The 22,372-nt window shown below is 66.7% G+C and carries 15 protein-coding genes; 11 read left to right on the forward strand and 4 right to left on the reverse strand.

Features of this window, described 5'->3' with window-relative positions; genetic code table 11:
- Nucleotide 1: 1 nt before the first annotated feature.
- The 4 genes from ABLE38_RS16545 to ABLE38_RS16560 form a co-directional block, all read right to left on the reverse strand.
- Nucleotides 2-886, reverse strand: coding sequence for a glycerophosphodiester phosphodiesterase family protein (locus ABLE38_RS16545; RefSeq protein WP_348975348.1), 885 nt, complete (start codon nucleotides 884-886; stop codon nucleotides 2-4).
- A 193-nt stretch (nucleotides 887-1,079) separates the two neighbouring features.
- A complete protein-coding gene (locus ABLE38_RS16550; RefSeq protein WP_348975349.1) occupies nucleotides 1,080-2,216 on the reverse strand; it encodes an ROK family protein in 1,137 nt (378 codons plus the stop codon).
- Between the two features lie 62 nt (nucleotides 2,217-2,278).
- On the reverse strand, nucleotides 2,279-3,523 hold the full coding sequence (locus tag ABLE38_RS16555; protein WP_348975350.1) for an MFS transporter: 1,245 nt from the start codon (nucleotides 3,521-3,523) through the stop codon (nucleotides 2,279-2,281).
- Nucleotides 3,524-3,648: 125 nt separating this feature from the next.
- The gene (locus ABLE38_RS16560; RefSeq protein WP_348975351.1) at nucleotides 3,649-6,333 is read right to left on the reverse strand and encodes a TonB-dependent receptor; all 2,685 of its coding nucleotides are present in this window, start codon (nucleotides 6,331-6,333) and stop codon (nucleotides 3,649-3,651) included.
- A 615-nt stretch (nucleotides 6,334-6,948) separates the two neighbouring features.
- Between ABLE38_RS16560 and ABLE38_RS16565 the strand changes: the two genes are divergently transcribed.
- The 11 genes from ABLE38_RS16565 (at nucleotide 6,949) to ABLE38_RS16615 (ending at nucleotide 22,371) form a co-directional block, all read left to right on the forward strand.
- The gene (locus ABLE38_RS16565; protein ID WP_348975352.1) at nucleotides 6,949-10,146 is read left to right on the forward strand and encodes a hypothetical protein; all 3,198 of its coding nucleotides are present in this window, start codon (nucleotides 6,949-6,951) and stop codon (nucleotides 10,144-10,146) included.
- A 484-nt stretch (nucleotides 10,147-10,630) separates the two neighbouring features.
- Entirely contained in the window at nucleotides 10,631-11,857 is a 1,227-nt protein-coding gene (locus ABLE38_RS16570; RefSeq protein ID WP_348975353.1) for an FAD-dependent oxidoreductase, read from the forward strand.
- Between the two features lie 138 nt (nucleotides 11,858-11,995).
- Nucleotides 11,996-14,386, forward strand: a complete 2,391-nt coding sequence (locus tag ABLE38_RS16575; protein WP_348975354.1) for a TonB-dependent receptor — start codon at nucleotides 11,996-11,998, stop codon at nucleotides 14,384-14,386.
- Nucleotides 14,338-15,162 (forward strand): SDR family oxidoreductase, encoded by an 825-nt coding sequence (locus ABLE38_RS16580; RefSeq protein WP_348975355.1) that lies wholly within the window; start codon nucleotides 14,338-14,340, stop codon nucleotides 15,160-15,162. The genes ABLE38_RS16575 and ABLE38_RS16580 overlap by 49 nt, the downstream gene beginning before the upstream one ends.
- A 120-nt stretch (nucleotides 15,163-15,282) precedes the next feature.
- Entirely contained in the window at nucleotides 15,283-16,524 is a 1,242-nt protein-coding gene (locus tag ABLE38_RS16585) for an MFS transporter (protein ID WP_348975356.1), read from the forward strand.
- Between the two features lie 97 nt (nucleotides 16,525-16,621).
- Nucleotides 16,622-17,770, forward strand: a complete 1,149-nt coding sequence (locus ABLE38_RS16590) for an amidohydrolase family protein (RefSeq protein ID WP_348975357.1) — start codon at nucleotides 16,622-16,624, stop codon at nucleotides 17,768-17,770.
- 83 nt (nucleotides 17,771-17,853) lie between these two features.
- A complete protein-coding gene (locus tag ABLE38_RS16595; RefSeq protein ID WP_348975358.1) occupies nucleotides 17,854-18,723 on the forward strand; it encodes a CoA-transferase in 870 nt (289 codons plus the stop codon).
- A gap of 10 nt (nucleotides 18,724-18,733) precedes the next feature.
- Nucleotides 18,734-19,525, forward strand: coding sequence for a ketoacid CoA transferase (locus ABLE38_RS16600; protein ID WP_348975359.1), 792 nt, complete (start codon nucleotides 18,734-18,736; stop codon nucleotides 19,523-19,525).
- A gap of 121 nt (nucleotides 19,526-19,646) precedes the next feature.
- The gene (locus tag ABLE38_RS16605; RefSeq protein WP_348975360.1) at nucleotides 19,647-20,537 is read left to right on the forward strand and encodes an enoyl-CoA hydratase; all 891 of its coding nucleotides are present in this window, start codon (nucleotides 19,647-19,649) and stop codon (nucleotides 20,535-20,537) included.
- On the forward strand, nucleotides 20,534-21,622 hold the full coding sequence (locus tag ABLE38_RS16610; protein ID WP_348975361.1) for a nitronate monooxygenase: 1,089 nt from the start codon (nucleotides 20,534-20,536) through the stop codon (nucleotides 21,620-21,622). The genes ABLE38_RS16605 and ABLE38_RS16610 overlap by 4 nt, the downstream gene beginning before the upstream one ends.
- The gene (locus ABLE38_RS16615) at nucleotides 21,622-22,371 is read left to right on the forward strand and encodes an enoyl-CoA hydratase family protein (RefSeq protein ID WP_348975362.1); all 750 of its coding nucleotides are present in this window, start codon (nucleotides 21,622-21,624) and stop codon (nucleotides 22,369-22,371) included. Before ABLE38_RS16610 ends, ABLE38_RS16615 begins: the two co-directional genes overlap by 1 nt.
- The last annotated feature ends 1 nt before the right edge of the window (nucleotide 22,372 follow it).

Below are 22,372 nucleotides of genomic sequence, written 5' to 3' on the forward strand. Positions count from 1 at the left end.
TCTATAGCCGTTGCGTGGCCCGGAAGGCGAGCAGCGCCTCGGGCTCGTCGGTCTGGAAGATGCTGATGCCGGCGCGGTACATGCGGCCCCATACCTGGTCCGGATCGCGCAGCGCCGCGGCATCTCCGCCCCAGCCGGTGATGAAGCCGCTCCACAGCGTATTGACCCACAACCGCACGCCGTTGGCATGCGCGACGACCGCGGGAAGCTGCTCCGGCGACATCTGCGGTAGCTCGATCGCGATCGGCCGCTTGCCGGCGGTCTGCCGCAGGGCGATCGCGCCAAGGTCGGCATCGCCGTGCGGGTTGAGCAGGATCGGCGCGAAGGGTACCCGGTCATAGGGCGAGAGTGCCGCGAGCGCGGGCGAGTTCGGCCCGGCGACGGTCTTGACGATCACCTGGTCCTGCATACCCGCCCGCTCCACCGCCGCGATCACTTCGACGTAGATGGCGTCCTTGACGTCGAGGTTCAGGTGCATTCGCCCGTGTGCGGCGGCCAGCATCTCGTCCAGCGTCGCGATCCGCTGGTCGGTGGGGGCGGCATCCTTGCCGCCGAGATTCTCGCGCAGGCGCAGCGTGCGCAGCTCGGCAAGCGTCTTGTTGCGCACCCGGCCGCTGCCGGTGGTGGTGCGCTCGAGCGTGTCGTCATGGATCATCACCAGCTCGCCATCGGCGGTCTGGCGCACATCGGTCTCCATCATGTCGGCGCCGATCCGCACGCAATTCTCGAGCGCCGCGATCGAATTCTCCGGCGCGGAGGGCAGGCCGTGGCCGGGCGCCGCATTATGGCAGCCGCGATGCGCCACCACGAGGATGCGCGCGCTGGTGCCGCCGAAGCGGTCGCGGACGCCGGGTGCGGCGGCAACGGATGTCGAGACGAGAGCCATCGAAAAAAGCAGGGAAAGTCCGGCGGAAGCCCGGAATCGCATCATCGTCTATCCTTGACCGACTGCATCTGGAGGGTGCGATCGACCGAGCCATGCTGAAGCGCGAACAATATCATCAAGCCTTCCCGGCGCGGTCGTTATCGATAGCCCGGTCTGGGTCGCGACGATGACAGATTTACTTAATTACAGAGAATTAAACCGGACTGCCGTGCACCGATGCGGTTATTTCGTGGATCGGGATCAGCGCGGCGCCGATCGCCGCCGCCCAGCTGCCCAGCCGCGACACATGGAAGCGGACCGAAGGCTGGGAGGGGTGCTCGATCATGTCCTTTCCGCGCGTGACGCGGTCGCCCAGTGCCTGGAGGATCGACGGCGGCAGGCCGCCCGACAGCACGATCGCGCCGGGATCGATCCAGCCGATGCCGGCATCGACCGCGAGCCACAGCTGGTCGCCGGCGCGCACGGCCCAGGCGGCGATGGTCTCGGCATGGCTTTCCAGGACCTGGTCGATCTCGTTGAGCGTCTCGATCGCAGCACCGGCCTCGCGTAGCGTCTTGAGCAGGTCGATCGCCGAGGGGCGCGCACGGTCGAGCGGGAAGAAGCCGCCAATCTCGCCGGCATTGCCATGCTCGCCGCCGAACACGTTGCGGCGGCTGATCACGCCCGCGCCGACGCCGTGGCCGAGGAAGAAGACGATCGCCGAATCGCAGCTGCGGATCAGGCCGCTGTCGTAGAATTCCGCCAGCCCCGCGCAGGTCGCCTCATTCTCCACGAACACGGGGACGCCCAGATAGTCCTCGAAATAGTCGGGCAGATCGACATCCTGCCAGCCGCGCAGCCATTCGACGGTGCGCCGGCGCCGGGGCGACCATTTGGTGACCGGCCCCGGCACCGCCAGGCCGAGTCCGAGGAAGCGCGTGCGCATCAGCGAGCGCTCGCCGGCCATGGCGCGCAGCCGCGCATCGATCGCCTCGGCGAACACGCGGGGATCGGGGCTGGCGAAAGGCTGCGCCTCGCGCGCGATCAGGGTGCCGGCAAAGTCGACCAGCACGATCTCGAGCCAGCCGGGATGCACCGTCGCGCCTGCCGCATAGCCGCCGCCGCCCGCCACGGCGAGCGGGATCGACGGGCGCCCGCGCTCGGCGAGTACCTGTTCGCGTTCCTCGATCAGGTCCAGCGTGATCAGCTCGCGCGTCAGCCGCGTCATCGGCCCGGCATGGATGCCGAGCTGTTGCGCGATCTCCGCACGCGGCGCCGCGCCCTGGATGCGCAGGTTCCACAGGATTCGCTTGTGCTGGTCGGTCAGCAGCCTGGAGAGATCGGAACGCATGGATTTCCTTACCGCGAGCGTTCCTACATCGGGTTGGCGGGGCTTGATAGGCATGGCCCGCCTCACCGCAGCCCGCCGCGCCGGCCGTGGCTTGCAGCCAACGCCGCGATCGACAGCAGCCCGCCCGCGATCGTCGCTGCGGCGATCGTGCCGAGCGCGGCGGCGCTCCGTGCCTGATAGCCGTCGAGCAGCTGCCCCAGGAAAAGGCCGGTGCCGCCCGAGCCGAGCTTGATCGTCGCGGTGAGCAGCGCGAACGAGGCGAGATCCGCACGGCGGCCCGTTGCCTGGGCGTGGCTGCGGACGACGTCGGACAGCTCGTTCCACACCAGTACGCTGATCGCGCCGCCGCCGACGCTGAACACCGCGGCGGCGGCGATCATCTGGAGCGTGCTCTGCCCCGCGACCAGCACCAGCGCGCTGGCGACGCAGACGATCGTGAAGCCGATATTCGCCAGCGCGAACCGCTCGCCCCCGCGCATCAGCCAGCTGGCGAGCATCGGCCCGAACATCCCGCCCGCCACCGAGGCGAGCGCGAGCGCGGCGCCGATCGGGGCGCGGGTCTGCGGATCATGCGCGAAGGGCAGGAATCGGCCGACCAGCCCGAGCAGGCAGACCTGTCCCGCAACCGCGACGAGCACGGGAAGCAGCAGGCGGATCGGCGGCGGCGAGCCGACCGAAGTGGCGGTGTCTTCCGCGTCCGCATGCCTGCCGATCCGGTAGTTCGCCATCGGCACGGCGGCACCGACCGCCATCGCCGCGATCGGCAACAGGATGAACAGCGCCGTGCCTTGCCGATCGCCGGTGCCGATCACCGCGAAGCTGGCGAGCGCGACGATCACCTTGGCGAGATAGGAGAGGGTAGTGCGGGTGGTGACATAGTGCCGCGCCTCGGCATCGTCGCGGGGCAGCAGCGAGACCAGCGCATTCTGCGAGACGTCGTAGATCGCATAGCCGGTGCGGAACATCAGCGAGACGATCAGCAGCCAGGCGAACAGCTCGCCGCCGGAGATCGACAGGGGGGAGAAGAGCAGCACGCCCGACACTGCGGTGAGAAGCGCGCCGGCGAGCTGTGCGCGGGGCACCCGGTCCTCATGGCCGGGAAACACGCTCAGCAGCACCGCGGCCAGCACGTCGAGCGCGCCGCTATAGACGAGCGAGAAGAACAGGATCCAGCCGATGTCGCTCGCCGGCAGGCCCATACGCTCATGCGCGAAATAGGCGAACAGCAGGTCGCTGAACGCCCAGACCAGGCTCTTGGCGAGGTGGCCGGCGGCGTAGATGCTCAGGGTCTTCGGAGGGGCTCGCATGGGAGGGGCCGATCCTTAGGGCCGATCTGAAGCAGTTTCATTACAAGGGCGCACGATCCGACGGACTGGGCAAAAAGCAGCCCGGAGCCAGTGTTCAGGGGCTCCGGGCTAGAGGGAGAGGGAAATCAGAACACGAAGCGGACGGCACCCGAGATGGTGCGGCCGACATAATAGACACGGTCCGAGATGAGCGGCGTGCCGAGATAGCCTGCCTGGAAGTTGCCGAGCAGGTTGGTGCCGTCGATCGAGAGCGAGATGTTGCGGGTGAACCGGTAGTTCACCGATGCATCGAGCTGGGTGATCGGCGAATAGATCTGGTTATAGGCCAGGTTGGCCGTGTTGTAGCGCAGCAGGAAGGCGCTGCGGCGCGTGTAGGAGGCGCGGGCGCGGAACTTCTTGTCGTCGTAGAAGAACGAGATCGTGCCGGTATATTTGGACGCGTTGGGGATTGGCCCGCTGGTGCCGACATTCGCCCCGGTGGTGGGCAGGACCTGGTTGGTGTCGAGATAGGTGTAGGATCCCGACATGCCGAAATTGTGGAGCAGGCCGGGCAGGAACTCGAAGAAGGTGTTGCCGGAGAGCTCGACGCCCTGGAAGCGACCCTTGCCCGCGTTGACCGGCCGGGTCACGTCGACGACTCCGCCGGCCCCTGGCACTTCCTCCTCCAGGATGGTGTTGACGATGAAGCCGTTCACGTCGCGGCGGAACACGGCCAGGCTGGCGGAGCCGGTGCGCCCGAAATACCATTCGAGCGAGGCGTCCCAGTTGGTCGAGCGCGTCGGCTGGAGGTCCGGATTGCCCGCCGTCGCGGTGCCGGTATAGCCGCCCGCGCTGGTCGTCTCGGTCAGCGTCAGGTTCGGGTTGAGCTGCGAGAAGTCCGGGCGGGTGAAGGTCTTGGACCAGGCGAAGCGCAGCTGCACCTGGCGGCCCAGATGCGCGACCAGGCTCGCGCTGGGATCGACGTCCAGATAGTTCTGCCGCCCGCTGATCGGGCTGGTGGTCACCACGCCGGTGGTGCGGTTGGTAAGCTGCTTGGTGCCGCTGATGTCGAGCGCGGTGTTGACCAGCCGCGCGCCGACAACGCCGTCGATCGGCACGCCGCCGAGCTCGAGGCCATATTTGAACTGGCCATAGACGGCATAGGTGTTCTCGTCCGCCTTGAACGACGGGAGCACCTGCAGCGGGCTGCCCCAGAGCGCGGCCTGGCCGGGAAGCGTCGCCAGATATTTGGTCAGCGCGGCATAGGTGGCGGAATCGAAGAGCAGCTTCGAATCATAGCCGGTCCAGGTCCGCGGGATGTTCGCATCGTCGCCGTAGAAGCCGGGATCAACCGCGGCCAGCTGGTCGCCGCCCGGCAGCGCGGAGACGGGCGTGCCGGCAGGCAGCGAGATCGAGCGCGAGCCGGAGCGATAGTCCGCAGTGCGGTTGGTGTAGCGGAAGCCGGCCTTCAGCGAGCGCAGCAGCCCGTCGCCCAGGTTCAGGTCGAGGTCGGTGCGCCATTGCAGGCCATGGCCTTCCGCGATGGTCAGCGAGTCCGAATAGGTGCGCGCGACGAAGTTGTTCGGGTCGTTCATGTCGACGCCGACATATTCATAGGCCAGGCCGCCATATTTGCTGTCGCTCTCGAAGTCCGCGTGGATCGTCGGCGCGGTCTTGAACCCGAACAGCATCGCGCGGGCGGCAGAGGAGTTGCGCGAGCTGGTATATTTGGCCTGGGTGCTGATCCGGGCGATGCCGGTGCGGTATTTCGCGCCGAACTCGACCAGCGTCGTGTTGGTGTTGATGTCGTTGTGCGAGGAATAGGGGCCGGTCGCGCCGGTCGCGCGCCAGGTCCCGCTCTTCATGATGTTGGTGCCCGGGATCACCTCGACCTCGGTGAAGACGTTGGTCGCCCCGATGCCGGTGTTGAGATAATTGTCGTCGCGCTGGTTGTTGTCGGTGATGTGGGTGACGCGCAGGTCGAGCGCCAGGTTGCTGCTCGGGTGCCACTGCGCCGCGGCGGTCACCACCGGGCGCTGATAGGCGCCGGGCTGGTGGCGGATCAGGATGCCGCCGGGGAAGACCAGGCCGGCACCCAGATGATTGCCGGCGCCCAGCACCGGCGTCTGGTTCTGCCGGTAATATTCGAAATAGCTGCGGCGCAGATAGGAGGCGTTGATCAGCACGCCGAACTCGCCGATCCCGGTGTCCCAGCGCCGCGACAGCAGCAGGTCGGCATTGTAGAAGCCGGTCTTGCGTTGCGTGTCATAGGTCCCGCGGATGCTGCCGACGGCGGTGAGGCCGCGCGGGAAGTCCAGGGGCTTGCGCAGGTCGATGTTGATCGCGCCGGCGATGCCGCCCTCGATCATGTCGGGGGTGAGCGCCTTGTAGATCTGCGCGGAGGCGATCAGGCTGGCGGGATAGCTGTTGAGCAGCGTCTGGCGCGAGACGCCGGTATAGTCCTCCTGCCCGTTGACCGTGGTCATCACCTGAGTGAGACCGCGGACGGTGATGCCCTGCTTCTCGCCGCGGGTCTGCAGCGTCTGCGCGCCGGGCAGGCGGGAGAGCGCTTCGGTCGCGCTGTTGTCTGGCAGCTGGCCGATATCCTCGGCCGCGACGGCGTCGAGGATCGCGTCGGAGTTGCGCTTCTGCTCGCGCGCGGTCTCGAGGCTGGCGCGATAGCCGGTGACGACGATGTCGCCGTCCTTGACCTGGCCGTCGGGGCTTGCCTGCGCGTCTTCGGGTGCCTGCTGCGGCACGGTCTGCGCCGCGGCGTCAGTGATAAAAAGGGTGGCCGCCAGAGCGGTGCCGAGGAGGAAGGTGGTCTTCATATTGCGTCCCCGATTGATTGCGAGGCCGCCGCTAAGTGCTGTCTATGACAGATTTAATTTATTCATTGGAATTAAAGCGGCGGGGCGAATGCCGGTGCGCCGATTTCGCGATAGGTGAACTGGCCGTGCCCGTGCAGGGTATGCCCTGCCCGCGGAGATCGCGGCATTGGCAAGTCGACCGTCAGATCGCGCCGCCCGGGTCGGCGGGCCGCTCCCGCGATCGTATGCAGATTGCGCCTGCGTACGCGCGCGAGGCGCGTTGCGGGATTAAATTCCTCAGAAGAAATTAAATATGTCACAATGGGAATTTATCCGGCCGACATCGCAACACACCAAATCGGATGGCTTGTGATGTCCTGATCCCATGATCGGCTTCTGCGCCGATATTCCTAGTAACAGGTCAAATACTCGGCGGGTGACGCAAATACCGGAAGCGGCTCTTCCTGTCGCTTCCTGAGGACATGCGTTCGCCCGGCGCGGAAATAGCCCCTTCTTCGCGGCACTGTCGCGCGAATTTCACCGCCAACTCTGTCGATGCGGCGCGGGTCGCACATACGCGCCGCCGAAACACGGCACCGGCCCGCATCCGGCACGTAAGATGAAAGGAAAAGCGAAATGTCACGCCGTAACGCGAGCTCTGCCCTGGGCCTGTCCGCCGGCCTTCTGGCCCTGGCCTCCGGCCTTGCGGCCAGCCCCGCGCATGCATCGGACGAATGCGGGCCCCAGACCGGCACCACGGTGACCTGCACGAGCGCGACCAATCCCAATTCCGCCGGCATCACCTATGCCGCGACGCAGAATCTGACGCTCAAGATCGCACCCGACGTGGTTGTCGATACCACGGCGACGCATGCGCGCGGGCTGACGATCGGCGGGACGCGCAATACCTCCAATGTCGAGATCGACGCCGCCGGATCGACGATCGTGACGGCGGGCGCCGCCGCGGCCACCGTCGCGACGGGAACGGGCAATCTCACCCTCAGCTTCGGCACGATCAAGACCTCGGGCGACAATGCGGCCGGCATCAACGCGGCGAGCGCCTCGGGCAATGTTTCCGCGTCTGCCCAGTCGATCGCCACGACCGGCGCCGGCGCGACCGCGATGCTGCTGGCGTCGACCAGCGGCAGCGTCGCGGTTACCGACTATGGCACGATCTCGACCACCGGCGCGACGGCCTACGGCATCTCCGCGCGCGGTGTCGGCGTGGCGATCGACGGCAAGGGCAGTATCGGGACGACCGGCGCCAACGCGACCGCCGTCCTCGTCACCGCGACGACGGGCGACACGCGCCTCAATCTCGGCGCGATCACCACCGCGGGTATCAATGCCGTCGGCGTCAATGCGACGAGCACGACGGGGAACATCGCAGTGTCGGCCCAATCGGTGACCACGACGGGCTCGGGCGCCACCGCGATCCTCACCTCGTCGACCAGCGGCGCCATCTCGGTCACCAACAGCGGTCCGATCTCGACGGGAGGCGCGTCGGCCTATGGCATCTATGCGCGCGGACCCGCGGGCGTGACGGTCGGCGGGCGCGGGAGCATCACGACGACCGGCGCCAGCGCCACCGCCGTCCTGATCGCCTCTACGGCGGGCGACATCGCGCTCGATCTCGGTGCGATCCAGACCTCGGGCGACAATGCGCCGGGCGTCAACGCGGCGAGCTCGGCGGGCAACATTGCGGTATCGGCGCAGTCGGTCACCACGACCGGCGCGGGATCGAGCGCGATCCTCGCCCAAGCGACGGCGGGCACTGCCTCGGTCGCCAATGCCGGTGCGATCTCGACGACCGGCGCGACCGCGTACGGCATCTATGCGCGCGGCGCCGCCGGCGTGACGATCACCGGGCAGGGCAGCATCACAACCAAGGGCGACGGCGCCAATGCCATCGACGTGATCAGCGCCGCAGGAGCGGTCGATGTCACGCAGGGTTCGGTCTCGACGGCAGGGAAGGGCGCGATCGGCATTCGCGTGTCCGCAACGAAGGATGCGCGCGTGACCGTCGGCAGCGTCAGCACGGCGGGGGTGGACGCGATCGGCATTTCGGCGCTCAGCTCGACCGGCGCCGCGACGGTATCGCTCACCGGGGCGGTGCGGTCCGCGGCCTCGATCGGCGTTGCGATCAACGCCAAGACCAGTGCGGCGCTGAACCTCGTCGCCGGCGCGTCGCTCGACGGCGGACTCGGGGCGGTGTCGATCGCTTCGGTCACCGGCGCGATGATCAACAATGCCGGCACGATCGGCCCGTCCGGCACCGCCAAGCTCGCCGCGGTGACGATCACTGCGACCGGCGGGCCGGTGACGATCAACAACAGCGGCACGATCAACGGCAACCTGCTGCTCGGCGCCGGGAACGACGTCGTGACCAACACCGGCGTGTTCAACGCGGTCGCCAATAGCGACTTCAAGGGCGGCACCGACCTGTTCGACAATCGCGGCGCGTTCAACGTCGCGCCGTCCGCGGCTGCGGCGACGACCGTCACGCTTACCGGTCTCGAGAGCTTCCGCAACGCCGGCGTGATCGATTTCCGCAACGGTCATGCCGGCGACCAGCTGGTCGTGCCGGGCGACTATGCCGGCGTGAACGGCCGGATGATCGTCGATATCGATCCGACGAACCTGACCGGGAGCGACCTGATCCAGGTGAGCGGGACGGCATCGGGCACCACCATCGTCTCGCTGAACCGGATCAACGACGGGACGCTGGCACTGAACTACGGCACGCCCTTCATGAAGGTCGGCGCGGCATCGGATGCCGGCGCGTTCACGCTCGATCCCGCCGAACAGAATGCCTCGGGGCTCATCGGTTTCGGCATCAAATATGATGCGGGAAATCTGAGCTACGACCTGGTCGCGATGCCCGGCGACGCGGCCTATCGCACGCTGGCGATCAGCGCGGGCGTGCGCAATCTCTGGGCGCAATCCGCCGATGCATGGTCGGCGCGGATGCAGCAGATCCGCGACCTGCAGCTTCTGTCCTCCGGCCAGTCCAAGCCCGGCATCTGGGGCCAGTTCATCGGCCAGCGCCAGACCCGCGACGTCAGCCAGACCGCCACGGCCTTCGGGGTCACCCGCCCGGTCCGCATCGGCTATGCGCAGAACGAGGTCGGCGGCCAGCTCGGCATCGATCTGCGCTCGAGCCTCGACGGCAAGCCCGTCTACGGCATCACCGGCGGCTACCTGCACTCCACCCTGTCCTATGACAGCCAGGCCGATCGCGCACGGTTCGACGACGTCAACCTGGGCGCCTATGTCGGCTTTCGCTCGGGCGCGCTGTTCTTCAACCTGCTCGGGAAATACGACCTCTATTGGGGGCATGTTTCCAGCGTCTCGGGCGGCTATTCCAGCAAGCTGAAGGGGTCGGGCTACGGCGTCCAGGCCGAGCTGGGCGGGCGGCTGGGCGGCAAGGCCCTGTTCCTCGAGCCGCATGTCAGCGTGGCGGCGAACCACGGCCGGATCGACGATTTCGCCGTCACCGCCGGGCGGTTCCGCTTCGACGATCCCGATGGGCTGACGCTCAAGGCGGGCGGCCGGGTCGGCTCCTCGTTCGCCTTCGGCGCGGGTGCCAAGGGCACTGTCTTCATCCGTGGCGACTATGTCGACAACGTCATGGGGAAGGATCGCGTGGTCTTCTCGAGCGGTGGCACCAACGCGGCGCTGCAGATGGACGCCACGTCGCCCTATGGCGAAGGCGCGATCGGCATGACCTTCGCCGGCAAGTCGGGGTTCGGGCTGAGCCTGGAAGGCCGCTATGCCAAGGGCGGCGATACGGATGGCCTGGGCGGACGAATCACCCTCAGCACCGCTTTTTGAGTTGAGATCGGCGTAACCAGCGGGTCGGCGGCGCTTCGCGGTGCCGTTCGACCTGCTGGTTCGCATAGGGTCCGAAGCCAGCAAGGGCACAGCTGTGCTGTCCGGCGGCGCGCAGTAGATTAAAGTATCGGGAGCGTCGGTTTCGGCGTTTGGAAGAGAGGAACTAGAGACGCTCGCAGCAGACTGGAAATAGGTGGAGCGCAGCCAGAAAGCGCTATCACTGGTGCTTCGAAGCCAGATGCCCAGACCACGCGGCTGCATTGCAAGCCCGATACGATCGTCGCCGATGGCGACGGAATCCGGCCCTGGCGAACGCCATCAGGCGCGGTATGCGGCAAATCCGGGTTCGGGCAGCCAATGTCTGGCCGGATTAGAGTCGAACGGGATCGCATCTTGACCGGCACTATATATGCTAAGATTATAAGGATGATGTCTCTGCGGGTTCTGTCACCTGACGCGGGGCGAACGTTGGAGAGACGATCCCATGCCTGATCCCGTGGACGTCCTGATCGTGGGTGCCGGCCATGCCGGCGCGGCGGTCGCGATCGCGCTTCGTCAAGGCAAGTTCGAAGGCACGATCCTCGTTATCGGGGCCGAGCCCGAGCTTCCCTATGAGCGACCGCCGCTCTCGAAGGAATATCTGGCTGGGGACAAGCCGTTCGAGCGCCTGCTGATCCGCCCGGAAGCGTTCTGGGCCGAGCGTGAGGTGACGTTCCGGCTGGGCACGACGATCGTCTCGGTCGATCCGGCCGGGCACGGCGCGACCACCGATGCGGGCGACACGATCCGCTATCGCCGCCTAGTCTGGGCGGCCGGTGGCGCACCGCGGCGGCTGGACTGCGGCGGCCATCAACTGGCGGGAGTGCACACCGTCCGTACCCGCGCAGACGCCGACCGGATGATGGCGGAGCTTCCGGACGTCACACGGGCAGTGGTGATCGGCGGCGGCTATATCGGGCTCGAGGCCGCCGCGGTGCTCGCCAAGTTCGGCAAGAAGATCGTGCTGCTCGAGGCGCTCGACCGGGTGCTGGCGCGCGTCGCCGGCGAACCGCTGTCGCGCTTCTTCGAGGCGGAGCACCGCGCGCACGGAGTAGACGTGCGGCTGGGCGCGGCGGTCGACTCGATCTTGGGCGATGCGCGGGTGGCCGGGGTTCAACTCGCCGATGGCAGCGTGCTGGATGCAGACATGGTGATCGTCGGCATCGGGATCGTGCCCGCTGTCGCGCCTCTGCTCGCCGCAGGTGCAGTGGGGGGGAATGGTGTGGCGGTCGATGGACAGTGCCGCACAAGCCTTCCCGATGTCTTCGCGATTGGTGACTGCGCGCTGCACGCCAATCGCTTCGCCGATGGCGCGCGGGTGCGAATCGAATCGGTGCAGAACGCCAACGACCAGGCGGCCGTCGCGGCCGGCGTGATTCTCGGGAAATCGGTCGATTATGATACGGTGCCGTGGTTCTGGTCGAACCAGTATGACATCAAGCTCCAGACCATTGGGCTCGCGATCGGGCATGACGAGCTGATCGTTCGCGGCGAACCGGCAAGCCGGAGTTTCACGGTCATCTATCTGAAGGCGGGAAGGGTGATCGCGCTCGACTGCATCAATGCGGTCAAGGACTATGTCCATGGCCGCAAGCTGGTGGTCGAAGGCCATAAGGTCGATCCGGCACGCCTCAAAGATCCTGCCGTGCCGCTCAAGGAACTTGCCGGATAGCAGCGGCTGTCATCGCAAAGCAGCGTCGGCAGATGCTGGATTTGCATTGGTGCTGTGCCCGTTTCAGATTTGTCCTTCTCCGGACGGCTCTTAAAACTCCATCAGATAAAAAAACGTGATGGGAGAGGAATCGTGAACATGGAGACCGGTCGCGCGCCGGTACGGCGCCATTGCGTCGTGCTGCTTTCAACCGTCGCTGCCACCGCGTTGCTATCCGCAGCGCCGGCGATCGCGCAGGACCAGGTTGCCGCGGCGACGCCCGCGCAACCCGTCCCGGCGCAGGCGACGCCCCCCTCGCCCGACGTGCAGGCGACGCCGGCCCAGTCGGGCGATGCCGCTTCCGATCTCGATCGCCTCGAGCAGATCATCGTCACTGCTCGCCGCCGTGCCGAAAGCGCACAGTCCACGCCGCTCTCGATCAGCGCGGTCTCGGGTGACCAGCTCCAGCAGCTCAACATCGTCCGCATCGAAGGAATCACCCAGCTGGCCCCCAGCTTGCGCGTGACTCAGGCGAGCGGCAGCGGCAACGCGCCAGCCATCTATATCCGCGGCATCGGCACGCTCTCGACCGCGCTCTATGTCGAGCCGGCGGTCGGCATCTATGTCGACGGCGTCTATACGCCGCGCCCGAGCGGCAACACCTTCGACCTGCCGGACATCTCGGGCGTCGAAGTGCTGCGGGGTCCCCAGGGCACGTTGTTCGGCCGCAACACCACGGGCGGCGCGATCCTGCTTTCGACGCGCAACCCGACCGCGGATTTCGGCGTGAAGGCCGATTTCTCCTATGGCTCGAACAACGAGATCGTCGCCTCCTCGGTGGTCCAGCTCGGCCGGATCGGCAATTCGCCGTTCATGGCCAAGGTCTCGGCCCAGGTGCATACGCGTGACGGCTGGGTGGAAGCGCCCGGCTATTCGCCCAGTAAATGGGGTGGTGCGCTCGACAGCTTCGGCTTTGGCGGTGCGATCCGCGGCGAGATGGGCAAGTTCACGGTCGACCTGCGCGCGCGCTACAACGACCTGATCTCCTATACCGGCTGGGAAGCACTGGCCGGCACGGCAGTGGGCGATGCCTATTTCGGCAATTCGGGCATCGCCAATGGACGCCCGTTCCCGATCGGCATCGGCCCGCGCGACTATAGCTATCGCGATCCGCGCACCGACGGGAAGTCCGAGGTCAAGACCTGGGGCGGCGTGGGGACGCTTGAATATGATTTCAGCCCGGCATTCCAGATCAAGTCGATCACCGGCTACAACACGATCGACCAGAATCTGCGCGGCAATATCGGCGGCGGATCGACGCTCGGCGTTGTCGCCAATCCCGCGGTCGCCGGCCAGTTCATCGAGCCGGTGACGGCACATGCGACGCCGAACAATCCCGGCAAGCAGAAGCAGTTCACCGAGGAGCTTCAGCTTCTCGGCGACCTGGGCGACTTCAACTATCTGGTGGGCCTGTATTACTACAAGGAGAATGTCGACGAGACGATCACCACGATCCTCGACTCGCCGCTCTCCGCCACCACCGCGATCCGCCTCAACCGCAGCACCAGCTATTCGATCGACTCCAAGTCGGTCGCCGGCTTCGCCCAGTTGGGGTGGAAGCCGAGCTTCGCGGACGGCAAGCTCGAGATCGTCGGCGGTCTGCGCTATACCGAGGACGACAAGACGCTGAATTCGAAGTCGATCTCGACCACGATTGCGACGACGACGACGACCCAGGTACGCAGCGACAAATGGCACAATCTCGGCTGGATGGGATCGATCAGCTACAAGATCACCCCGGACGTGCTGTTCTATGGGCGCGCTTCGTCGGCCTATCGCTCGGGCGGCTATAACGCGCCGACCGTGGGGGCGCCGCCCTTCGGTCCCGAAACCGCGCGCAGCTATGAAGTGGGTCTCAAGAGCGATCTGCTCGATCGCCATCTGCGGCTCAACCTGTCCGCCTATCAGACCGATTATGACGACCTTCAGGTCAATGGCTATAACATCGCCACCAATACCAACCAGCTGACCAATGCCGGCAAGGCGCGCTATCGCGGCGTCGAAGTGGAGGCGCAGGCCGTGCTCGGCGGGTTCCGGATCGACGGCAATGTCGGCTATGTTGATCCCAAGTACAGCGAATATATCATCGCCGTCGCGGGCGTGCCGACCAATGTGGCGAGCCAGGCGAAGTTCGCCAACGTGCCCAACTGGACCTATCATGTCGGCGCGCAATATGCGCTGGAGACGCCGTCCTCGGGCAAGTTCACGCTGCGCGGGGATTTCACAGGCAAGGGCAATTCGCCGACCTATGTGCTGATCTCGCAGGCGCCCAACACGGCGCAGGTGCCGAACTATGGCGTCGAATCCAATTTCAGCGCGCGGCTGATGTGGGACTTCCAGGTCCAGGGGCACAAGATGCGCGCGCAGGTGTTCGGCGAGAACCTGACCAACAACCGCTATCTTACCTTCGCCTCCGATTTCGGGGCGATCATGTCCGGCGTGTGGAACCGGCCGCGCTATTACGGCATCTCGATCGGGACCGAATTCTGATCGAACTCCCGAAACCGTCAGGCGCGCCCGGCGATCAGTCGCTGGGCGCGCTCTGGCGTCTCGACGGCAAGGTGGCGATGGTGACCGGTGCCGCCTCGGGGATCGGACGCGCGGTGGCCCGCCACCTCGCCGATGCCGGGGCGCGGCCGATCCTGGTCGACCGTGCGCCGATCGACAGCCCCGGCGCGCTGGCGATCACGGCCGACGTCTCGGATTGGCAAGGGCTGGAACGCGCCCTGTCCGAAGTCTTCGCGCAGATGCCACCCGATATCCTGGTCAACGCCGCTGGCCTGTTTCCCTCCTGCGGTGTCCTGGATCTGGACGAGGCGCATTGGGACCTGCTCCTCGACGTCAACCTGAAGGGTGCGTTGCGCATGTCGCAACTGGTCGCACGAGCGATGCGCGCGGCGGGCAAGGGCGGGGTGATCGTCCATATCGGCTCGGTCCAGGGCAGCCGCCCGACCGCCGGCAAGGCAGCCTATGCCGCGTCCAAGGCCGGGCTGGAGGCGATCACGCGCGTGCTCGCGCGTGAGCTTTCCGACTCGGGGGTTCGCGTGAATGCCGTTGCGCCGGGGCCCGTGCTAACCGAGGCGGCGCTGGCGCGGATCGCCGAGATCCGCGCCTCGGGCGGCGGCTTCCCGCCGCGCGCGGGCGGGCAGGTGGCACCGGGGCACCCGGACGAAGTCGCCCGGATCGTCCATTTCCTCGCCAGCCCGGCCGCCTCGCTGGTCACCGGTGCGGTCTGGGTCGCCGATGGCGGCGCGACGCTGGACTGACGGCTGCTCCGGCCAACGATGCAGCTTCGGCACCGCAGACATGCCGGATCGGAATGGGCAGTTGCAGAGCGGCGGTGCTAGCTTCAAACTAGCCGGATAAAGATAGAGAGGATTGCAAGCATGGCCACGATATCGGTCCTCAGTCAGAATCCGCCGGTGACGGCGCCGGCGGAGGAATTGCCTGCCTGGCGGCGCATCCTGATCATCGTCATTCTGTTGACCGGCGGCATCAAATCCGCGCTCGCCTTCACCAGCGTCGTCCCCGGGCTGCAGCTGATCGCCCAGGAATATGGCGGGGCGGGGGGCGATGCGGTGCTGCGCGCCCAGTTCGTGGTCACGCTCGCGCCGATCGGCATGGCGCTCGCCGGGCTGATGGCCGGGCTGATCGTTTCCCCGACCAACCTGCGCGGCATGATGTTCGCCAGCCTGGCCATCTCCACCGTCGCGGGGCTGCTCCAGCTCGTGCCGATGGGCTATTATCCGCTGCTCGCGAGCCGCTTCGTGCTCGGGTTCAGCGCCGTGATTGCCGATGTGGCGATGACCAGCATCCTCGCGGCACAGTTCGGTGGCGCGTTCCGCTCGAAGCTGATCGGCTATCGCCAGGCGATCTCCTCGATCGGCACGGTCGGCACGATGCTGCTCGCCGGCGCGCTCGCCCAGAAATATGGCTGGCGCGCGCCCGGCGTGATGTTCGTGCTGCCCGCGATCATGCTCCTCGTCGCCTTCCTGGTGTTCGACAAGCCGATCACGCTCGATCGCCCCGCCGCCGGCGCGAACGACGATGGCGCCCGCTTCTCGATCTGGCAGCTCTGGCCGCTGTTCCTGCTCTCGCTGCTGATGTCGATCGGCCACACCATGCCGTCGTTCCAGATGCCGTTCCTGCTCAAGGACAATGGCATCACAAGCGCGGTGCTGGTGTCGCGGGTGCCGGCGCTCAGCTCGGCGGTGTCGATCCTTGCGGCCTTCGCATTCGGCTTCATTTATGCCCGGCTGGGCGCCTGGACGCTGGTGATCTCGGCCACGCTGATGGGGCTCGGCTTCATCGGCGCCGGCCTGGCGCCCAGCTATGAGCTGATCCTGTTCTGCGTGGTGATCGAGGGAATCGGCGCCGGCTGGACGATGCCTTTCTTCCTCAACCGCGTTCTCGATCGGGTCAGCCCCGGCGCGCGTAACCAGTCGATCGGGATGGTTCAGGCGTCGCTGTTCCTCGGCCATTTCCTCAATCCGATCCTCACCGCGCCGGTCCGGCTCAACCTCGGCATCCACGGCACCTTCATCACGGTGGGCGGCGCGCTGATCACGGTCGGGGTGCTGATCGGGGCATGGACCCTGTCCACGCGGGGGACCCGCCGGGCGATCTGAAAAGCCGCTTTTCGGGGTCGGAAGCAGCGCCTTCCGCATTGACCGGTTTTGCGCGCGACGCTAACATATAAAAGATAGCAATATAGGAGTTTGGAACATGCCTTTGGGAAGCTCGCGACTGATCTCCGGCGATAGCCACTTCAATGAACCTGGCGACCTGTTCACCAAGCGCGTTGCCGAAAAGTTCAAGGACCGCGCGCCGCGGATGGAGAGCTTCCCCGAGGGGGACGGCTGGATCTTCGAGGGCCTGGAAGGGCCGCGCAATTTCGGCTGGAACGCCTGTGCCGGCCTCGAGCCCGAGCAGATGAAGGCGTGGATGCGCTTCGAGGACATGCGCAAGGGCGGCTGGGATCCGGCCGAGCGCGTCAAGGAGCAGGACCGCGACGGCGTGACCGCCGAGGTCATGTATCCGACGCCCTCGATCCAGGCGGCGATCGCGCTGGTCGAGGACGAGGAATTCCACCTCGCGCTGGTCCGCGCCTATAACGACTGGGTCTCGGAATATGTCGCCTATGATCCGGCGCGCTTCTGCGGCCTGGTCTATCTGCCCAATCGCGGCGGCGTGAAGGTCGCGGTCGACGAGATGAACCGCGTACTCGGCCGTCCCGGCATGCGTGCGGTGATGGCGCAGGCCTATCCGACCGGCACCACCGTCATGACCGACGAGCATGACTATCTGTGGGCGGCGATCCACGAGCGGGATGTCAGCTTCAACATCCACGTCGCGCTGGGCATCTACAAGCCGAGCCCGCACAAGGCGAAGCTGCCCGGCTATGGCCGCTTCTTCGATGCGCCGAACCGCTGCATCGAGTTCATCTTCAACGGCGTGTTCGATCGCTATCCGAACCTCAAGGTCGCCTTTGCCGAAGTCGATTTCGGCTGGGTACCCTATGTGAAGGAGCAGATCGACAACAACTATCAGCGCCTGGAGAAGGTCAACCAGTTCGGCCTGCAGCGCCTGCCCAGCGAATATATCGATGAGCATTTCTACTTCGGCTACATGACCGACAGCTTCGGGCTCAAGAACCTCAATTTCATGAACCCCGAGCGCGTGCTGTGGTCGACCGACTATCCGCACATCAGCGCCGACTATCCCTATAGCTGGCGCACCATCCAGGCCTCGATGGCGGGAGTGCCCGCGCCGACCAAGGCCGCGATCCTCTACGGCAATGCCGAGAAGCTCTACGGTTTCCCGACCGCTGCGGAAGCCAGCGCCACGGAGCGGCCGGCGCTCGCCGCGGAATAGTTTGACCGTTCGTCCGTGCGGGGGTGCGAGTATCGCCTCCGCACGGGCGATCCGCGCGCAACGTGCGCGCCCGAGGGAAATTTATGTTGGACAAGAGGATGTCGGTCGACGCGATCGTCGACCAGCTCCGCGATGGCATGACGATCGCCATCGGCGGCTGGGCGACCCGTCGCAAGCCGATGGCGCTGGTACGCGCGATCGCGCGTTCCGATCTCAAGGACCTGACCGTGATCGCCTATGGCGGCCCCGATGTGGGCATGCTGGCGGCGAGCGGGAAGCTCAAGCGGCTGATCTTCGCCTTCGTCTCGCTCGATCACATTCCGATCGAGCCGCACTTCAAGGCCGCGCGCCAGGCGGGGCTCGAAGTGTGGGAGATGGACGAGGGCATGCTCCATTGGGGCCTGCGCGCCGCGGCGATGCAGCTGCCCTTCCTGCCGACCCGCGTGGGCATCGGCACCGCGATCGCCGAGAATCCGCGCTTCAGGACGATCACGAGCCCCTATGACGATGGCGAGACGCTGATCGCGATGCCCGCGATCCGCCCCGATGTCGCGCTGCTCCACGTCCATCGCGCCGACGAGAGGGGCAATGTCCTGACGCTCTCGCCCGATCCGTTCTTCGACGAACTGATGGCGCGCGCCGCGGGCCGGACCTTCGTCACCACCGAGAAGCTGGTGACGACTGCGGAACTCGATCTGCCGGCCAATGCGCGCTTCCATCTGGTCGAGCGTCCGCTGATCAGTGGCGTGGCCGAGGCAGCGTTCGGCGCGCATCCGACCAGCGCCGCGCCCGACTATCAGCTCGATCTCGGCCATCTGCGCACCTATGCCGCGGCCGAGGGCGAGGCATGGGACGCTTATCGCGCGCAATTCATCGACGGGGACGCGCAATCCTATCTGGCGGCGGTCGGAGGGGCGGACGCGATCCGCGCCATCCCCGCGCCGGTCTATTGAGGAGCGGCGCATGGCCGACACCGACGCCACGCTCGCCGAACTGCTGATCGCCCAGTGCGCCGAGGTCTGGCGCGACGATCCCGAATGGCTCGCCACGGGCATCACGCCGATCCCGCGGCTGGGCGCGAGCCTGGCCAAGCTCAGCTTCAATCCGCGGCTGATGATCACCGATGCGGAAAACATGTTCCTCGAGGAACCGGCGCCGATCGGCCCGCGCGAGGGCTCGCCGACCGTCGAGGGCTGGGCGCCCTATGCGCGGACCTTCGACAATCTCTGGGGCGGACGCCGGCATGCGCTGGTGGCACCCGTGCAGATCGATCGCTTCGGCCAGACCAATATCAGCGTGATCGGCAGCCATGACGCGCCCAAGGCGGCGCTGCTCGGCGCACGGGGTTTTCCGGGCAACAGCATCTCGCACCCGAACAGCTTCTTCTTCCCCCAGCACAGCAAGCGCGCGCTGGTCGCGGGCGAAGTCGATTTCGTCTGCTCGGTCGGCTATAATCCGGCGCGCTGGCCCGATGGCCGCAAGCCGCATCGGCTCGAGTTGCGGCGGATCGTCACCAACCTTTGCGTGCTCGATTTCGGCGGCCCGCAGCACGCGATCCGGCTGGTCTCGCTGCACCCCGGCGTGCCGCTCGACGAAGTCCGCGACAATACGGGCTTCGATATCGAGGCTGACGGGGAGATCGCGGAGACGCCGCTGCCCGGCGCCGAGGCGCTGGCGATCATCCGGCGGCTCGATCCCTACGACATCCGCGCGACGCTGCTGAAGGGCAATCCTCCGGCCGTTCGCACAGCGTGATCGCTCCGCCCGGTGCGATGTCGGCAAAGCACCAATGACTTGCCGCGACACTATCGGCGATCCGGTTGACGATCCCCAAGATTATAATGATTGATAGTCGAAAGACCGAGAGGAGCACGGGATGAGCGCGGGCACGCCGGAAGCGGCGGACATCGTCTACGAGACCGACGAACCGGTCCTCTACGAGGTACGCGACGGCGTCGCCTGGGTGACGATGTCGCGCGAGCGCTACAACAATGCGCAGAACAGCCAGATGACCTATGCGCTCGACGCGGCGTTCCGGCGCGCGGTCGACGATCCGGACGTCAAGGCGATCGTGCTGGGCGGGGCGGGCAAGCATTTCTCCGCGGGGCACGACATCGGCACGCCGGGCCGCGACATCGCGCGGAGCTTCGCGCGTGCACATCTGCTCCCCGATCATGTCGGTCGGCCGGGCGCCGAACTGCTCTACACCCGCGAGCAGGAAGTCTATCTCGGCATGTGCCGCCGCTGGCGCGACATCCCCAAGCCGACGATCGCGATGGTGCAGGGCGCATGCATCGCCGGCGGGCTGATGCTCGCCTGGGTATGCGACCTGATCGTCGCTTCCGACGACGCCTTCTTCCAGGATCCGGTGTCGCGGATGATGGGCATTCCGGGCGTGGAGTATTTCGCGCACGGCTTCGAGCTGCCGCCGCGCGTCGCCAAGGAATTCCTGTTGCTCGGCGAGCGGATGCCGGCCGAGCGCGCGTATGGCTTCGGCATGGTCAACAAGGTCGTGCCGCGTGCCGAGCTGGCGCAGGCGACGGCGGAGATGGCGGCCAAGCTCGCGGCGCAGGCATCGCTCGGCATGTGGCTGACCAAGCAGGCGATCCACCAGGTCGAGGAATTGCGCGGCAAGCGCAGCGCGATGGATGCGGTGTTCCACATGCACCATTTCGCCCATGCCCAGAACGATCTGGTCACCGGAAACGCGCTGGGCGGCGTCACCGGCAAGAGCGCCGCTGCCGACAACAATAAGAACGCGGGATGAGCGATCCGCTCGCCACCCCGCTGACCGCCATGCTCGGATGCAGGCTGCCGGTTATCCAGACCGCCATGGGCTGGGTTGCCGAGCCGGTGCTGGTGGCGGCGACGGTGGAGGCGGGCGGCTTCGGGTTCCTGGGCGCAGCGGTGATGTCGCCGGTGGAGGCCGGCGCCAAGATCGCCGAGGTGCGGCGGCGGACCGCGCGCCCCTTCGGCGTGAACTTCCACATGTTCCAGCCCGGTGCCGCCGAACTGGTCGACATCGTCATCGCCAACCGCGAGCAGGTGCGCGCGGTGAGTTTCGGGCGCGGTCCGGATGCGAAGATGATCGCGCGGTTCCGCGATGCCGGCATCTGCTGCGTGCCAACCGTGGGAGCGCTCAAGCACGCACGAAAGATGGCCGAGCTCGGCGTCGACATGCTGGTGGTGCAGGGCGGCGAGGGCGGGGGGCATACCGGCTCGGTGGCGACGACGGTGTTGCTGCCGCAGGTGCTGGACACGGTCGACCTGCCGGTGGTCGCAGCGGGCGGTTTCGCCGATGGGCGCGGGCTGGCGGCGGCGCTCGCCTGGGGTGCCGCCGGAATCGCGATGGGAACGCGCTTCCTGATGACGCGTGAGAGCCCGGTGCCGGCGCTGGTCAAGCAGGCCTATCTTGGTGCGGGGACCGACGACATCCTGGTTACCGACCAGGTCGATGGCATGCCGCAGCGGATGATCCGCAACGCCGCACTGGCGCGGATCGACGGGCGCGGGCCGATCGGCTCGTGGATGGCGGCGCTGTCCGCCGGGTTCGCGACGAAGCGCGCGACCGGCGCGTCCTGGCCGGAATTGCTGAAGATGGCGCAGGGGATGCGCAGCCATGGCGGGCTCAGCCTCTCGCAGGCGATGCGCGCCGCCGCCGCGCCGGCGCTGATCCAGCGCGCGGTGGTGGGCGGTGACGCCCAAGGCGGCTTGATGGCGACTGGCCAGGTCGCCGGCCGGATCGAGGATCTCCCCAGCGTCGCCGAATTGCTCGAGGTGATCGAGCGCGACGCGCGCGCGCGGATTGCATTGCTCACCGCAGCCCCGTCGCGCCAGCGAAAGCTTGCCTGATGCCGATACGTACCCAGATCGCCGACCGGATCGGCGAGATCATCCTCGATCACCCGCCAGTCAACGCGCTCGACAGTGCCGGCTGGAATGCCATGCCCGATATCGTCACCGCCATGGGCCGCCGGCCGGACGTCCGCTGCGTGCTGATCCGCGGCGAGGGGCGCGGCTTTTGCGGCGGCGTCGACATCAAGGAGATGCAGGCGCATCCCGAGCGGATCGTTGCGCTCAACCGTGGCAATTACCGGACCTTCCAGGCGGTACGCGCCTGCGAAGTGCCGGTGGTGAGCGCGGCGCACGGCTTCATCATCGGATCGGGTATCGGCATCTGCGGCGCGTCCGATGTGGTGATCGCTGCGGAGGATGCCTTCTTTTCGCTGCCCGAAGTCGATCGCGGCGCGATGGGCGGGGCGAGCCATCTGATGCGGATGTTCCCGCTGCAAAAGGTGCGCGCGGCATTCTTCACCGGCGGCCGGATCGACGCGGCCGAGGCCTATCGGCTCGGCGCGGTCGAGAAGGTGGTGCCGCGCGAGGCTCTGGTCGAGGAAGCGCGCGCCTTTTGCGCGGTGATCGCATCCAAGAGCCGCAAGGCGCTGACCACCGCCAAGGAAGCGCTCAACGGCATCGAGCCGCGCGACGTCGATCACGGCTATCGCTTCGAGCAGGGCTTCACGCTGGAGATGTACCTGCACGAGGACAGCCAGCGCGCGCGCGATGCCTTCGTCGAGACCGGCAAGACGGCGGACTATTAAG

The sequence above is a fragment of the Sphingomonas sp. KR3-1 genome (genome assembly GCF_040049295.1).
Classification (GTDB): domain Bacteria; phylum Pseudomonadota; class Alphaproteobacteria; order Sphingomonadales; family Sphingomonadaceae; genus Sphingomonas.